This window comes from Micromonospora sp. WMMD723 (assembly GCF_049863385.1).
In the GTDB taxonomy this organism is placed as follows: Bacteria; Actinomycetota; Actinomycetes; order Mycobacteriales; family Micromonosporaceae; genus Micromonospora; species Micromonospora wenchangensis.
This window is the reverse complement of sequence record NZ_JBMKNR010000001.1, coordinates 647,322-662,308: the sequence shown is the minus strand read 5'-3', so window position 1 is coordinate 662,308 and position 14,987 is coordinate 647,322. Positions and strand designations below refer to the sequence as shown.

General features: G+C 72.2%; 9 protein-coding genes. 4 read left to right on the top strand and 5 right to left on the bottom strand.

The features are described 5' to 3' along the window. Positions 1-129: 129 nt before the first annotated feature. Together ACN261_RS02995 and ACN261_RS02990 are read left to right on the top strand one after the other, a co-directional pair. On the top strand, positions 130-1,050 hold the full coding sequence (locus tag ACN261_RS02995) for a tetratricopeptide repeat protein (protein WP_425848291.1): 921 nt from the start codon (positions 130-132) through the stop codon (positions 1,048-1,050). A 64-nt stretch (positions 1,051-1,114) separates the two neighbouring features. Then, positions 1,115-2,272, top strand: a complete 1,158-nt coding sequence (locus ACN261_RS02990; RefSeq protein WP_421483851.1) for an arginase family protein — start codon at positions 1,115-1,117, stop codon at positions 2,270-2,272. Positions 2,273-2,385: 113 nt separating this feature from the next. On the opposite strand, the gene ACN261_RS02985 is transcribed toward ACN261_RS02990, so the two are convergent. Next, positions 2,386-4,347 (bottom strand): penicillin-binding transpeptidase domain-containing protein, encoded by a 1,962-nt coding sequence (locus tag ACN261_RS02985; RefSeq protein ID WP_425848289.1) that lies wholly within the window; start codon positions 4,345-4,347, stop codon positions 2,386-2,388. A gap of 374 nt (positions 4,348-4,721) precedes the next feature. On the opposite strand from ACN261_RS02985, the gene ACN261_RS02980 reads away from it, so the two are divergent. Further along, complete coding sequence (locus ACN261_RS02980) at positions 4,722-9,788, top strand: NAD-glutamate dehydrogenase (protein ID WP_425848286.1); 5,067 nt, start codon at positions 4,722-4,724, stop codon at positions 9,786-9,788. A 67-nt stretch (positions 9,789-9,855) separates the two neighbouring features. On the opposite strand, the gene ACN261_RS02975 is transcribed toward ACN261_RS02980, so the two are convergent. Beyond that, positions 9,856-10,587, bottom strand: a complete 732-nt coding sequence (locus ACN261_RS02975; RefSeq protein WP_425848283.1) for a class F sortase — start codon at positions 10,585-10,587, stop codon at positions 9,856-9,858. After that, positions 10,574-11,710 carry a hypothetical protein gene (locus tag ACN261_RS02970; protein WP_425848280.1) on the bottom strand — a complete coding sequence of 379 codons (1,137 nt, stop codon included), beginning with the start codon at positions 11,708-11,710 and terminating at the stop codon, positions 10,574-10,576. Before ACN261_RS02970 ends, ACN261_RS02975 begins: the two co-directional genes overlap by 14 nt. A 546-nt stretch (positions 11,711-12,256) precedes the next feature. Here ACN261_RS02970 and ACN261_RS02965 point away from each other — a divergent pair. Further along, positions 12,257-14,056 (top strand): glycoside hydrolase family 6 protein, encoded by a 1,800-nt coding sequence (locus ACN261_RS02965; protein ID WP_425848278.1) that lies wholly within the window; start codon positions 12,257-12,259, stop codon positions 14,054-14,056. 130 nt (positions 14,057-14,186) lie between these two features. Here the strand turns inward: ACN261_RS02965 and ACN261_RS02960 are convergent, their stop codons facing one another. Together ACN261_RS02960 and ACN261_RS02955 are read right to left on the bottom strand one after the other, a co-directional pair. Then, on the bottom strand, positions 14,187-14,561 hold the full coding sequence (locus ACN261_RS02960; protein ID WP_204928115.1) for a hypothetical protein: 375 nt from the start codon (positions 14,559-14,561) through the stop codon (positions 14,187-14,189). A 72-nt stretch (positions 14,562-14,633) separates the two neighbouring features. Then, positions 14,634-14,939 (bottom strand): hypothetical protein, encoded by a 306-nt coding sequence (locus tag ACN261_RS02955; protein WP_421483844.1) that lies wholly within the window; start codon positions 14,937-14,939, stop codon positions 14,634-14,636. Between the last annotated feature and the right edge of the window lie 48 nt (positions 14,940-14,987).

Here is a 14,987-nt window from a genome sequence, read left to right as displayed (position 1 = left end):
GGGGGTGTGGGGGTGCGGGGGGTGGGGGTGTGGGGGGAGAACGGGAGGGGAGAACGGGAGGTGAGAGTGGCAACTGTGGGCGTTGCGGCTGAGCCGACAACGGTGGGGATCGTGCGAGACTAGGTAACCATGAGCGACCCACGGATCACCTCGTCGATCTTCACCCGCGGCGCGGTCGACCTCAGCGCGCTGCGCGGCACCGCCCCGGCCAGTTCCCGTCCCGCCACCCCGAGCCAGACCGGCGCACCCACCGGCGCACCGGGAGGTCCCGCCACAGCAGGCGGCGCCGTGCTCGACGTGACCGAGGCGAACATCCAGTCCGGGGTGCTCGAACAGTCGATGACCACACCCGTGGTGGTCTTCTTCGGCGCCGCCGGCTACCCGGACAGCGACCAGTTCGCCCCGGTGCTGGAGCGGCTGGCGGCCGAGGGGGCCGGCCAGTGGGTCCTGGCCCGGGTCGACGTCCAGGAGAACCCGCGGATCGCGCAGATGTTCCAGATCCAGGCGATCCCCACCGTCTACGCGGTGGTCGGCGGGCGGCCGATCGACGCCTTCCCCGGGGTGATCCCCGAGCCGCAACTGCGGCAGTGGCTCGCCGCCGTGCTCAAGGCCGGCGGCGTCACCGTCGCCGAGCCGGAGGATCCGCGTCTCGACGAGGCCGACGACGCGTTGATGAGCGGCGACCTCGACGCCGCCGAGCAGGCGTACCGCAAGATCCTCGCCGAATCCCCGGCGGACGCCGCAGCCGAGGCCGGCCTGGCCCAGGTCGGGGTGGCCCGGCGGGTCGCCGGTGCCGACCCGCAGGCCGCCCTCGCCGCCGCGCAGGCCAACCCCGACGACGTCGAGGCCCAGCTCCTCGCCGCCGACATCGAGGTGCTCAGCGGGATGGCCGAGCAGGCGTACGAACGACTGGTCGGGCTGGTCCGGCGGACCGCCGGTGACGACCGGGACCGGGCCCGCCAACACCTCGTCTCGCTGTTCAGCATCGCCGGCCCGGACGACCCCGCCGTGGCCTCCGCCCGTCGCGCCCTGGCCAGCGCCCTGTTCTGATCCCCTGACACCCCGCGCGGGCCGGCCAGCCGGCCGGCCCGCCGACCATCGAGGACGGGAGCCCGTGATGCGCCGAATCGCCGTCCTCGACGCGCCGACCAACCTGGGTCTGCGCCCACCCACCTCCACCTCCGTCCCCGGCTGCGGCAAGGCCCCCGGGGCGCTACGCGACCACGATCTGCTCGCCCGGCTCGGGGCCCGCGACGCCGGCTGCCTCACCGCCCCCCGGTACGACCCGGGCGACTGGCGGCCCGGCGACGGGGTCTGCCACGCCCGGGAGATCTCCGGGTACTCGACGGCGCTGGCCGACCGGATCGGCGCGATCATCGACCGGGGCGAGTTCCCGCTGGTCCTCGGCGGGGACTGCTCGGTGCTGCTCGGCTCGGCGCTGGCCATGCACCGGCTCGGCGAGGCTGTCGGCGGGCGGATCGGGCTGGTCTTCGTCGACGGCCACTCCGACTTCCGGCACCCCGGCAACGCCTCCTACGTCGGTGCGGCGGCCGGCGAGGACCTCGCCCTGGTGACCGGGCGCGGCCAGGCCGACCTGGCCGCCATCGAGGGGCGTCGACCGTACTTCCGGGACATCGACGTGGTGGTGCTCGGCATCCGGGCGCAGGACGAGTACCGGCTCGACCTCCAGGCCGCCGGGATCATCACCCGGCCGGTGCCGGCCCTGCGCGCCGAGGGGGCCGCCCGTAGCGCACAGTGGGCGCACGAGCAGCTCGCCGACTGCGCCGGCTACTGGGTGCACATCGACGTGGACGTGCTCGACCCGGCGGTGATGCCGGCCGTGGACGCCCCCGACCCGGGCGGGATCGCCTTCGCCGAGCTGGAGATCCTGCTCGCCGGGCTGGTGGACACCCCGCACTGCCTCGGCGTCGAGCTGACCGTCTTCGACCCCGACTACGACCCGGACGGCGCGTACGCCGCCGAGATCGTCAACACGGTCGTCGCCGGGCTGGCCCCGGTCGTCGCCCCGGACGCCGTCGCGCCCCGACTGCTGCCACCCCGGCCGCAATCCACCGACTCCGGATCGTCCACGTTCGGGCGGTCCGTCCCCGGGCCGCCTGCTTCCCGGCGGTCCGTCCCTGGACCGTCAGACTCCGAGGCATCCGTCTCGGGGGCATCCGTCTCCGGGACTGCGTCCGGGCCGTCCGGTTATGGGACCCGCGCTTCCGGGCCGGCTGACGCACCCGGCCGCGCCGAGGAGCCGGTCTCCTGAGCACGATCCCCTCAACGGGGTAGATGATCAACTCAGTTGGGCCGATGTTGCGCTATCCGCTCGCCGGGATACCGCAACATCGGCCCAACTGAGCACCTGGACCGGGGGCGGCGTCAGCGGAGGGCGCGGAGGAAGCGTTCGGCGATCGGGACGGCGCTGGCCGTACTCGATCCGCCCTGCTCGACGAAGACGGCGAACGCGACGTCGCCCCGCCACCCGACGAACCAGGCGTGGGTGTGCGCCGGGTCGTCGTCGTACTCGGCGGTGCCGGTCTTGCCGTACACCGGGCCACCCGGCACGTCGGCCAGCGCCTTGGCGGTACCGGCGGTGACCACCTCGCGCATCATCGTCTTCAGCGCCGCCACCGACTCGGCCCGCAGCGGCGGGCCGGCCGCGGCGGGCGCGGCGGGGGCCGGGTCGAGCACCAGTTTCGGCTGCTCGAAGCGGCCCCGGGCGACGGCGGCGGTCACCCCCGCCATGGCCAGCGGGCTGACCACGGTGGTGCCCTGACCGATCGCGGCGGCGGCCTGCTCGGTCGGCCCGCCGCCGGTGGAGACCTTTCCGGTGAAGACGTCCGCGCCGAGGTCCCACGAGCCCTCCAACCCGAGGGTACGACCGGTGACGGCCAGCCCGTCCGGGCCGAGCTGCGGGGCCAGCGCCACGAACGCGGTGTTGCAGGACTTCGCGAAGTCGGTACGGAACGGCACCTTGCCCAGCGCGAAGTCGTCGGAGTTCTTGAACGGGCGGCCGTCCACCACGCGGGTCTTCGGACAGTCGACAATGGTCTGCGGGGTCACCGCGCCCTTGTCCAGCAGGGCCAGGGCGCTGACCGCCTTGAACGTGGAGCCCGGTGGCACCTGGGCGGTGAAGGCCAGGTTCTCCCCGGCCGCCCCGGGGCCGTTGGCGGCGGCGAGCACCGCGCCGTCGCTGACCCGTACCGCCACCAGGGCGGAGCGTCGCTTCTCGCCCCGCAACGCGCCGTCGGCGGCGTTCTGGGTGGCCACGTCGAGGCTGGTACGGACCGGCTGGCCGGAGCCCGGCTCCTGCCGGAACGCCTCGGTGACGACGGTGCTGCCACCCTCGGGCGCGGGCCGGCGGATCTCCACGGTGGTGCCGGGAGCGCCGCGCAGCCGCTCGTCGTAGCGGCCCTGGAGGCCGCCGTGGCCGACCAGGTCGCCCTTGGCGTACCGGTCGGGGTGGGCGGCGAGGTCGTCGGCCTGCGCCGGGTCGACCGTGCCGAGCAGGGCACGGGCGAACTCCCGGGTCGGTGCCAGGTCGAGCTTCTCGGACCGGAACTTCGTCCCCGGCAGGTCGTAGATCCGGGAACGGATCTGCCGGTACGCCTCGTCCCGCAACGTCACCACCTCGACGAACGCGTCCGGGTCGGCGTCGCGGAGCCGCTGCGGCAGGTCGGCGAGGTCGACCGGGGGGCTGATCGGCGGCCGGACCGCCCGGAACGCCGCGTCGAGCCGCCCCACCAGCGCCGCGACGTCCGGGATCTCGCCGGGTTGCAGTCCGATCCGGACCACCGGCCGGGGCGTCACGATCGGCTGTCCCGCGCCGTCCAACAGCCCGGCCCGGGGCGCGGCGGTCCGCCGCAGCGTCAACCGGTCGCCCTTGGCCAGCTGCTCGTGCAGCACCTGCGGTTCCCAGATCACCTGCCACTTGTCGTCGCCGGAGTTCTGCCGCAACCGCAGCGGGCGCTGGTAGGCCCAGTCCACCCCGCCCGGCAGCGTCCACCGGATGTCGACGGTGGTGGTGGCCAGGTTCTTGGTGACCTCGGCCTTCCCGACCTGCCGCAGGGCGGGTGGGGTGGCGGCGAGGTCGCCGGAGAGGGCCTTGATCTCCTCGACGACGGTGCCGGCGGGCACTCTCGTCCCGGTCGGGTCGACGAAGCCCACGGTGTCCAGTTTGCCGGAACGCCAGCCGGCGAGGAACGCGTCCACGCTGCCCGTCAGCCCGTCGTCGGCGGAGCAGCCGACCAGGGTGCCGGCCGCCAGCACGGTGGCGGTCAGGGCCGCGAGCCCCCGTCGCAGGGGCGTGCCGGGGCGGCGGTAGGGGTACGACAGGGGCATGGAGCTGCACCTTCCGGACGGCGGGCTGCCCTGCACGCTAGTACGCCGTCGCCGCCCGTACCGCCCCGCGCGGTCGCCGGGGCCGTCCGGCCAGGCCGTACGCCGGCGTGGACCGGTCGCCGCGACGGGCGCCGGCCGGGGCGGGTCGGGCCCCGGCGGGCCGCCCGAAGTGGTGGACCCGAGGGTGTGATGAACATCCCGAGGCGGGGTACTCGACACCCGGCCGATCGTGCATCTGCCACGGATGCCAGGCCAGAGTCCCGAAACCGGACGTCCCACCGGTGGTCCACCGGCCGAGGTACGAAGCGGCAGGGCCTATGGTGGGGCGGCAGAGTGACCCACAACGCGGTGGGTCGTCGAGGGGAGTGGCACCGATGGACCGGCGTCCGGCGATCAAACCGGTACCCGACCTCCGGCAGAGCGACACCGGCCGGGACGACAGCTTCGATTCGGCGACCGACGGGGACAGCCCGCCGATCGACGGGGACGGCTACGGCCGACTCGACACCGGCGTGACCGGGATGACCGGTTCGAGCATCGACACCCTCTACGACCTGGGCCTTCCGGTGGAGGCACTCGGCGAGGACGTGGAGGACGCCGAACTCGACGAGCCGGTGCCCAACGCGGAACGCCTGGTGGCGCAGGCGGTGGCGCTGGCCGGTGACGACCACGACGCGGCGACCCTGGTGGGCCGGTTCTGGCGGTTCGCGCCGGACGAGGAGCTGATCGGGTTCACCGCCGAGGAGATGCTCGACGCGGCGCGGGCGCACCGGGACCTGGCCCAGCAGCGGGTGCCGGGCGAGCTGAAGCTGCGCATCCTGCCCCCCGACGCCGACCAGCATCACACCGTCGTCGAGATCGTCACCGACGACATGCCGTTCCTGGTCGACTCGGTGACCGCCCTGCTCAACGCCCACCACCTCGACGTACACCTGCTGGTGCACCCGTTGGTGGTGGTCCGGCGGGAACCGCTGGGCCGGCTGACCGAGGTCTCCGCCGACGTGGAGCCGGACGACGCGATCGCCGGTGACCTGGTGGAGAGCTGGATGCGGATCGAGATCGATCCGGTCCGCGACGCCGACCAGCGGGACCAGTTGCGCCGCGAGTTGCAGCGGGTGCTCACCGACGTGCGGGAAGCCGTCGAGGACTGGCCGAAGATGCGCCAGCGGGCCCTGGCGCTCGCCGACGAGCTGGCCTCGGCCCGGACGGCGGACGACCGCCCGCCGGTGCCCGAGAAGGACATCACCGACTCGGTGGAGCTGCTGCGGTGGCTCGCCCACGACCACTTCACCTTCCTCGGCTACCGGGAGTACCGGCTGGTCGACTCCGGTGGGCAGGGCGGCCCGGCGTTGGAGGCGGTGCTCGGCACCGGCTTGGGCATCCTGCGGTCGGACTCGCCTGAGGCGCGGGCGCTGTCGTCGATGACGCCCGAGGCGCACGAGAAGGTGATGGAGAAGCGGCTGCTGATCATCACCAAGGCGAACTCGCGGGCCACCGTGCACCGCTCGGCCTACCTGGACTACATCGGCTTCAAGATCTTCGACTCGGCCGGTGCGGTGGTCGGCGAACGGCGGTTCCTCGGCCTGTTCTCCACCGCGGCGTACCGGACCAGCGTGCGGGAGCTGCCGGTGGTCCGCCGCAAGGTGGCCGAGGTGCTGGACCGCTCCGGGCTGAGCCAGCGCAGCCACTCCGGCAAGGACCTGCTCCAGATCCTGGAGACCTACCCGCGCGACGAGCTGTTCCAGATCAAGACCGACGACCTGTACCACGCGGTGGTCGGGGTGCTGCGGATGGCCGGTCGCCGGCAGCTGCGGGTGTTCCTGCGCCGCGACGCGTACGGGCGGTTCATCTCCTGCCTGATCTACCTGCCCCGGGACCGGTTCACCACCCAGAACCGGCTGCGCATGCAGGACATCCTGCTGCGGGAGCTGAACGGGGTCGGGGTGGACTACACCACCCGGGTCACCGAGTCGATGCTGGCCCGGGTGCACTTCATCGTCCGGACCGACCCGAACAACCCGCCCGGCGACATCGACGCCGACCTGCTCGCCGAGGAGCTGGCCGACGCCACCCGGCTCTGGGACGACGACTACCGGCTGGTGCTCGAACGCAAGCTCGGCGACGAGCAGTCCAAGCGCCTGTTCACCAGGTACGCCGACGCGTTCCCGGAGGGCTACAAGGACACCCACACGCCGTACGAGGCGATGAAGGACCTGGCCAAGCTGGAGCTGCTGGAGGAACCCGGCCAGCTGGAGATGCACCTGTTCCGCAAGCAGTGGGCGCCCCGGGCCGGGCAGCGGGCCGACGAGGCGATGGACGTCCGGTTCAAGGTCTACCGGTACGGCGAGCCGATGATGCTCTCCGCCGTGCTGCCGGTGCTGCACTCGCTGGGCGTCCGGGTGGTCGACGAGCACCCGTACGAGGTGGACCGGATCGACGGCCGGGTCTTCCTGTACGACTTCGGGCTGCGCCTGCCCGAGGGGCACCAGGAGCTGGCCGAGGTGCGCCCGCACGTGGAGAACGCCTTCGCCGCCGCCTGGCGGGGCGAGGCCGAGGTGGACGGCTTCAACGAGCTGGTCCTGCGGGGCGGCCTCACCTGGCGGCAGGTGGTGGTGCTGCGGGCGTACGCGAAGTACCTGCGGCAGACCGGGGCGGTCTTCTCCCAGGAGTACATGGAACAGACCTTCATCGCGTACCCGCGCATCGCGGCGCTGCTGGTGGAACTGTTCGAGGTGCGGTTCGCCCCGGACGGGCGCGAGGCGGAGCAGCGCCGGGAACGCAGCGGCGAACTGGTCGACGCGATCGGCGTCGCCCTGGACGACGTGGCCAGCCTCGACCAGGACCGCATCCTGCGCGCCTACCTGACGCTGATCCAGGCCACCCTGCGGACCAGCTTCTACCAGAAGCGCGCGGACGGGCGGCCCAAGCCGTACGTGGCGTTCAAGCTGGACCCGCAGGCCATCCCGGACCTGCCGGCGCCCCGGCCCAAGTTCGAGATCTTCGTGTACTCGCCCCGGTTCGAGGGCGTGCACCTGCGCTACGGGCCGGTGGCCCGGGGCGGGCTGCGCTGGTCCGACCGGCGGGAGGACTTCCGGACCGAGGTGCTCGGCCTGGTCAAGGCGCAGATGGTGAAGAACGCCGTGATCGTGCCGGTCGGCGCGAAGGGCGGCTTCGTGCTCAAGCAGAAGCCGGGGGACCGGGACGAGGCCGTCGCCTGCTACCAGGAGTTCGTCGGCGCGATGCTCGACGTCACCGACAACATCGTCTCCGGTGACATCGTGCCGCCGGTGGACGTGGTGCGGCACGACCCCGACGACCCGTACCTCGTGGTGGCGGCGGACAAGGGCACCGCCACGTTCTCCGACATCGCCAACCAGATCTCGGCGGCGCACGGCTTCTGGCTGGGCGACGCGTTCGCCTCCGGCGGCTCCGCCGGCTACGACCACAAGAAGATGGGCATCACCGCCCGGGGCGCCTGGGAGTCGGTTAAGCGGCACTTCCGCGAGCTGGGCCACGACACCCAGACCGCTGACTTCACCGTGGTCGGCGTCGGCGACATGTCAGGCGACGTGTTCGGCAACGGGATGCTGCTCTCCGAACACATCCGGCTGGTGGCGGCGTTCGACCACCGGCATATCTTCCTCGACCCGGACCCGGACGCCGCGACGTCGTTCCGGGAGCGCAAGCGCCTGTTCGACCTCCCCCGGTCGTCCTGGGAGGACTACGACCCGAAGCTGATCTCCGAAGGCGGCGGGATCTTCCCGCGTGGGGCCAAGTCGATCCCGATCACCCCGCAGGTGCGGGCGGCCATCGGCCTGGCCGACGACGTCACCCAGCTCAGCCCGGCGGAGCTGATGAAGGCGATCCTCACCGCGCCGGTGGACCTGTTCTGGAACGGCGGCATCGGCACCTACGTGAAGGCGTCCAGCCAGACCAACGCCGAGGTGGGCGACAAGTCCAACGACGCGATCCGGGTGGACGGCAGGAACCTGCGCTGCCGGGTCGTCGGCGAGGGCGGCAACCTGGGTTGCACCCAGCTCGGCCGGATCGAGTACGCGTCGACAGGCGGCCGGATCTACACCGACTTCATCGACAACGCGGCCGGGGTGGACTGCTCCGACCACGAGGTGAACATCAAGATCCTGCTGAACACGGCGGTCGCCGACGGCGCGCTGGACGTCCCCGCCCGCGACGAACTGCTCGCCCAGATGACCGACGAGGTCGCCGAGCTGGTGCTGCGGGACAACTACGACCAGGCACGGGCGATCAACAACTCGCAGGCCCAGGCCGCCTCGCTGCTGCCGGTGCACCGCCGGATGATCAGCGAACTGGAGCGGGCCGGCCAGCTCGACCGGGCGCTGGAGGCGCTGCCCCCGGACGAGGAACTGGCGGTACGCACCGAGTCCGGGCTCACCGCGCCGGAGTTCGCGGTGCTGCTCGCGTACGTGAAGATCGTGCTGGAGCGGGAGATCCTGGCCGAGGGGCTCGCGGACGAGGAGTGGACGACCGACGTCCTGGTCAACTACTTCCCGACGCCGATGCGCGAGCGGTTCGCCGACCGGATGGCCCAGCACCGGCTGCGCCGGGACATCGTCACCACGGTCCTGGTCAACGAGGCGATCAACCGGGGTGGCATCTCGTTCGTCTTCCGGGTCGTCGAGGAGACGGCCGCGTCGGCGGCCGACGTGATCCGGGCGTACGTGGTGGTCCGGGAGGTCTTCGGGCTGCGCGAGCTGTGGGACGCGGTCGAGGCGCTGGACAACCAGGTCCCGCCGGAGTTGCAGACCAGCGTCTACCTGGACACCCGCCGGCTGCTCGACCGGGCCGTGCGGTGGCTGGTGACCAACCGGCGGTCCCCGATCGACGTGCCGGCCGAGATCGAGCGGCTCCGCGACGGGGTGGCCCGGCTGCTGCCCGACCTCCAGGACCGGTTCCACGGCAGCGAGCGGGAGTCGTTGCAGGAGCACATCGACGCGATGACCGCCCGGGGGCTGCCGGCCGAGCTGGCCGGGCGGGCGACCCGGCTGATGTACAGCTTCGGCCTGCTGGACGTGGTGGAGACGGCGCGGACCAGCGGCCGCGACGTCGGCGAGGTGGCCTCGGTCTACTTCGTGCTCTCCGACCGGTTCCGGGTCGACTCGCTGCTGTCGAAGATCTCCCTGCTGCCGCGCGAGGACCGCTGGCAGACGCTGGCCCGGATGGCGCTGCGCTACGACCTGTACGCCGCGCTGGCCGCGCTGACCGGGGAGGTGCTCGACTCCACCCCGGGTGACCTGCCGCCGCAGGAGCGGGTGCTGCAGTGGGAGCAGTCGAACGCCACCTCGATCCACCGGGCGCACCGGGCGATGGGGGAGTTCGACGAGTCGCGGGCGGATCTCGCCTCGCTCTCGGTGCTGCTACGGCAGATCCGTACCCTGGTGCGGACGTCCGCCGCCGCCTGACCGTACGCCGACCGCGCCCGTGGCGGGACTCCCGCCACGGGCGCGGTCGTGCGGTGACCGGGCCGGCTCAGGACGTCAGCGTGGCGAAGACGACCACGTTGTCCTGGTAGCTGCCGGTGGCCTGGTCGAACTGACCGCCGCAGGTCACCACCCGCAGTCCGGGGCGGTCGTTGGGGCCGTACACCAGGTCGGTGGGGAACTGCGTCTTCGGATAGGACCGCACCTCGTCGACGGTGAACGTGGCGGTGCTGCCGTCGGCCCGCGCCACCGCGACGGTGTCGCCCGGCAGGAGCGAGCCGAGCTGGAAGAAGACCGCCGGTCCGAGCTGCGCCGAGTCGACGTGCCCGACGATCACCGCGTTGCCGGTCTCGCCGGGGCTGACGCCCGGCTCGTACCAGCCGGCCCGCTGGGCCTGGTCCAGCGGGGGCACCTGGACCGTGCCGTCCGGGTTGGTGCCCAGCGGCATGATCCCCGCGTCGACCCCGATCCTGGGGATCACGATCGTGGTGGGGGCGGAGCGGGGCAGCGGGGCGGGACCCGGGGGCACGCTCGCGTCGGCGGGGACCTGCGCGTCCGGGTCGTCGACCGGCCCGGTGTCCCCGGCGGTGGTGGGGGTGGTGTGCGGCGCGGCCTGGGCCGCCGGCTGCGGCGGGCGGGGCGGGGGCGTGGTCCGGATCGACGCGCCGATCATGCCGGAGCCGGCCATGGCGAGGAGGACGACGACGGCCGCGCCGGCGGCGCGCCACGGTCTCCCGTGACGGCCGCCGGCCCGTGTCGCCGTCGGGTCAGCCGAGCTCATCGGCCCGACGCCGGCGCATCAGCACGATGCCGCCGAGGGCGGCCGCGCCGATCATGCCGGCTCCGCCGGCGACCATGCCCCGGTCGGCGCCGGTGGTGGTCATCCCACCGTCACCGCCGTCGACGTGCCCCTTCGGCAGGACGATCAGGTCGCCCTCGCCGCACGAGCCGTTCAGCTCGTACCGGCCCGGACGGGCGTCGCGGGACACCTCGGCCTCGCCGTAGTAGACGAAGTCCTTCCGGTGCTCCCAGCCACCCTCGTCCTTGCCGTAGCCGGACTCCTCGTGGCCGTAGCCGGACTCGTCGTCCTTGCCGTAGCCGTGCTCGTCGTCCTGGCCGTAGCCGTCGTGGCCCTGCCAGTCGCCCTCGTCGGACTCCTCGTCCCAGCCGGGCTTGCCGTGCTCGCCGGACTCCTCGCCGGGCTTGCCGTGGCCTTCGCCCTTGCCTTCCTCGGGCTTGCCGTGGCCTTCGCCCTTGCCTTCCTCGGGCTTGCCGTGTTCGTCGCCCTTGCCCTCGTCGGGCTTGCCGTGCTCGTCGCCCTTGCCTTCCTCGGGCTTGCCGTGGCCTTCGCCCTTGCCCTCCTCGGGCTTGCCGTGCTCCTCGCCCTTGCCCTCGTCGGGCTTGCCGCCGTGGTCCGGGCCCTGGTCGGCGGCCATGAAGCCACCGCCCCGGCCGCCCGCCGGGGGCTGACCGCCGTCCGCCGGGGGCTGTCCACCCTCGGCCGGGGGCTGCGGCTTGGGGCCGTTGTCGTCGGGGCCCTTTCCGTCGGGACCCTTGCCGTGGTCCTCGCCCTTGCCCTCTTCGCCCTTGCCGTGGTCCTCGCCCCTGCCCTCGTCGTCCTTCCAGCCGCCGTGTTCCTCGCCGCGGCCCTCGGCGGGCTTGAGTTTGACCTTGCCGGTGACCTTGGACCAGACGAAGGCGTGTTCCTGCGCCTCCGGGCAGATCTCGATGAGCTTGACCTTGTCGCCGGGCTTGACGACATGCGGCTTGGCGATGACCTTGCCGTCCCGGCTCTCGCCGTCGTGGTGACCGTCCGCGAACGCGATCCCCGGCGTGAACACCAGAAGGGACGCGCCACCGAGAGCGGCACCCGCGACAACCTTCCCGAGCATCTTGTTAGCCATGACCTGCGTCACTCCATCCCCTGTTGTCCTGAGCCCGACGACAGTCGAGCTATGACCGACGTTAGACGGTTTCATGACTTATTCGGGGAAAGATTCGTGTTTTCGGCTTTACCGATGATGCGCCCCTTACGCGCTCTGGGCCGCTTGTGTCGGTGTTACCGCCCCGCTGCGCGGTCGGGGCGCTGCCGGCCGGGCTGGGCGGAGATAGGCTCGTAGCGGCCCGGATGCCGGTCCGGGCGTTGCGGCCAGGTTGCCGCGAAGTATCGAGCCATTGCCATGGAAGCGCTCCCATGCAAGAATCGCTGCACGCGGTTCGGGGAGCCACACCGCGCACGGCAGAGGTCGAGGGCAACCGGTGCACCGGACGACATCGCCGCCGACCGGTCCGTGCGGGCCGGTGAAGCTCACCACCACCATGCCCGTCCTCCGGGTCGGGCACCCCCCGAGATGTCCCGTTGGCGCCGGGCTCGTCCGTACCCCAGGACGCTCACGCGCCACTTGCCGGTCCCCTCGTGGTGCCGGTCTCGCCCAAGGAGTGCAAAAGGCATGAATCTGTGGAGAAGTCTGTCCGCCCGACGCCGGGCGTTCGCCCTCACCGGGGCGAGCGTGCTGGTAGCGGGCGGGCTGGTGACCCTCCCGGTCACCGCGGCGCAGGCCGCCACCCAGTGCAGCATCGACTACACCACCAACGACTGGTCCGGTGGCTTCACCGCGAACGTCACCATCCGCAACGTGGGTGACCCGATCAGCAACTGGACCCTCGGCTTCACCTTCCCCAACAGCAGCCAGCGGGTGACCCAGGGCTGGTCGGCCAAGTGGTCGCAGAGCGGCCAGAACGTGACCGCCACCAACGAGTCCTACAACGGCTCGCTGGGTCGCGGCGGCAGCACCACCCTCGGCTTCAACGGCTCGTGGAGCGGCAGCAACCCCAAGCCGACCTCGTTCACCCTGAACGGGGTGGTCTGTGGCGGCGTCACGCCGACGACGCCTCCGCCCACCACGCCCCCGCCGACGACGCCTCCGCCCACCACCCCGCCGCCCACGACGCCGCCGCCCACCACGCCTCCGCCCACCACGCCCCCGCCGGGGCAGAAGGTGGACAACCCCTACGCCGGGGTCAAGGGCTACGTGAACCCGGAGTGGAAGGCCAAGGCGGACGCCGAGGCCGGTGGCAGCCGGGTCTCCAACAACCCGACCGCCGTGTGGCTGGACCGGATCGCCGCGATCAACGGCACCCCGGACAGCAGCTCCAACGGCGCGATGGGCGTCAAGGACCACCTGGACGCCGCCCTCGCCCAGGGTGCCGGCTACATCCAGTTCGTGATCTACAACCTGCCCGGCCGGGACTGCTCGGCGCTCGCCTCCAACGGTGAGCTGGCCGCCGACGAACTGCCGCGCTACAAGGCGGAGTACATCGACCCGATCGCCGCGATCCAGAGCAACCCCAAGTACGCCAGCCTGCGGATCATCAACATCGTCGAGATCGACTCGCTGCCGAACCTGGTCACCAACACCTCCGGCAACGCCGGTGGCACGGTGCAGTGTGACGTGGTGAAGGCCAACGGCGCGTACGTCAACGGTGTCGGCTACGCCCTGGCCAAGCTGGGCGCGATCGGCAACGTCTACAACTACATCGACGCCGGTCACCACGGCTGGCTGGGTTGGGACACCAACTTCGGCCCGACCGCCGACATCCTGAAGACCGCCGCGGTCGCCTCCGGCAGCACCGTGAACAACGTGCACGGCTTCATCACCAACACGGCGAACTACTCCGCCCTGAAGGAGCCGTACATCAAGATCACCGACTCGGTGAACGGCCAGACCGTCCGCCAGTCCAAGTGGATCGACTGGAACTACTACGTCGACGAGCTGTCGTTCGCCCAGGCGTTCCGCGACAAGCTGGTCTCGGTCGGCTTCAACAGCAACATCGGCATGCTGATCGACACCTCCCGTAACGGTTGGGGCGGCACCGCCCGGCCCACCGGCCCGGGCGCGACGACCAGCGTCGACACCTACGTCAACGGTGGCCGTGTCGACCGTCGGTTCCACGCCGGCAACTGGTGCAACCAGGCCGGTGCGGGTCTCGGCGAGCGGCCGAAGGCCAACCCCGAGCCGGGCATCGACGCCTACGTCTGGGTGAAGCCCCCGGGTGAGTCCGACGGCTCCAGCTCCCTCATCCCGAACAACGAGGGCAAGGGCTTCGACCGGATGTGCGACCCGACCTACACCGGTAACGCCCGCAACGGCAACAGCATGAGCGGCGCGCTGCCCAACGCTCCGATCTCCGGTGCCTGGTTCTCCGCGCAGTTCCAGGAGCTCATGAAGAACGCCTACCCGGCGCTCTGACGAACCAGCCCGCCGCGGCTGGAGTGAGGCACTGACGCGGCGGGCGCACCCGGGCCCCCGGTCCGACCGAGAGGTCGGGCCGGGGGCCCACCCGTGTCCGCCGGACGGACCGGGTCCGCCCGGCCGGAGCTCAGGGGACGGTACGTTCCACCGCGGCCCGACCCATCTCGGCCAGGTCACGCCGGGCCCGCTCCAGGTTCTCCGGGGTCAGGTCCTGCCCGCGTGCCATGACCAGGTCCTCCGGTTCCCAGGGCTGCTCCGCCCCGGTACGGATGTTGTCCCCACCGGCCCCGGTGCCGGTGCCGGTGGCCCCGGTGCCGGCGGCGTACGGGTCACCGATCAGCTCCTCGGTCGTACCACCGGGCTGGTCACCCGGCGCGACGAACGCCGGATCGGCGGGACCGGCACCGCCCCGGGAGAACCGCGGCACGGTGGAGTCGTCGTCCACCGCGGCGGCCACCTCCGGGCGCTCCTCCAGCGGTCGGTTCGGGTCACGGTCGGTCATGGTGCCGCCCTCCTGTCCCAGACGCTTCCCGCGTCCCGGGTACCCCCTGCGGGCGACCCCATGCCGGGCGGATCAGACCTCCCGGGCCTCCTCGGCGCTGGGCGGCACCACCGGGCGCAGCCACTGCCAGGCCAGCATGAACAGCCCGAAGGCCAGCATCGCCAGCCCGGCCCAGAGGTTGATCCGGACGCCCTGCGCCTTGTCGATCTCGGCAGCCGAGTCGAAGAGACCGACCAGGCCGACGATCACCCCGTACACCACGAAGAGACCACCGATGACCCGGCGGATGTCGAACAGCCGGGCGGCGGCGGACCGCTTGCGTTCGTTCTCGGTCTCGGCGACCCGCGGGTCGTTCGCGCGCTCGCTGTGCTGGTCCACGCCTACGCCTCCCTCTCGTGACGGACCGGGCTCGGAGGACCGGGATGT

Excerpts from the sequence above, each read along its gene's own strand:
- ACN261_RS02995 (WP_425848291.1), top strand. The coding sequence starts at position 130 with ATGAGCGACCCACGGATCACCTCGTCGATCTTCACCCGCGGCGCGGTC.
- ACN261_RS02985 (WP_425848289.1), bottom strand. The coding sequence starts at position 4,347 with ATGCCCCTGTCGTACCCCTACCGCCGCCCCGGCACGCCCCTGCGACGG.
- ACN261_RS02980 (WP_425848286.1), top strand. The coding sequence starts at position 4,722 with ATGGACCGGCGTCCGGCGATCAAACCGGTACCCGACCTCCGGCAGAGC.
- ACN261_RS02975 (WP_425848283.1), bottom strand. The coding sequence starts at position 10,587 with ATGAGCTCGGCTGACCCGACGGCGACACGGGCCGGCGGCCGTCACGGG.
- ACN261_RS02970 (WP_425848280.1), bottom strand. The coding sequence starts at position 11,710 with ATGGCTAACAAGATGCTCGGGAAGGTTGTCGCGGGTGCCGCTCTCGGT.
- ACN261_RS02965 (WP_425848278.1), top strand. The coding sequence starts at position 12,257 with ATGAATCTGTGGAGAAGTCTGTCCGCCCGACGCCGGGCGTTCGCCCTC.
- ACN261_RS02960 (WP_204928115.1), bottom strand. The coding sequence starts at position 14,561 with ATGACCGACCGTGACCCGAACCGACCGCTGGAGGAGCGCCCGGAGGTG.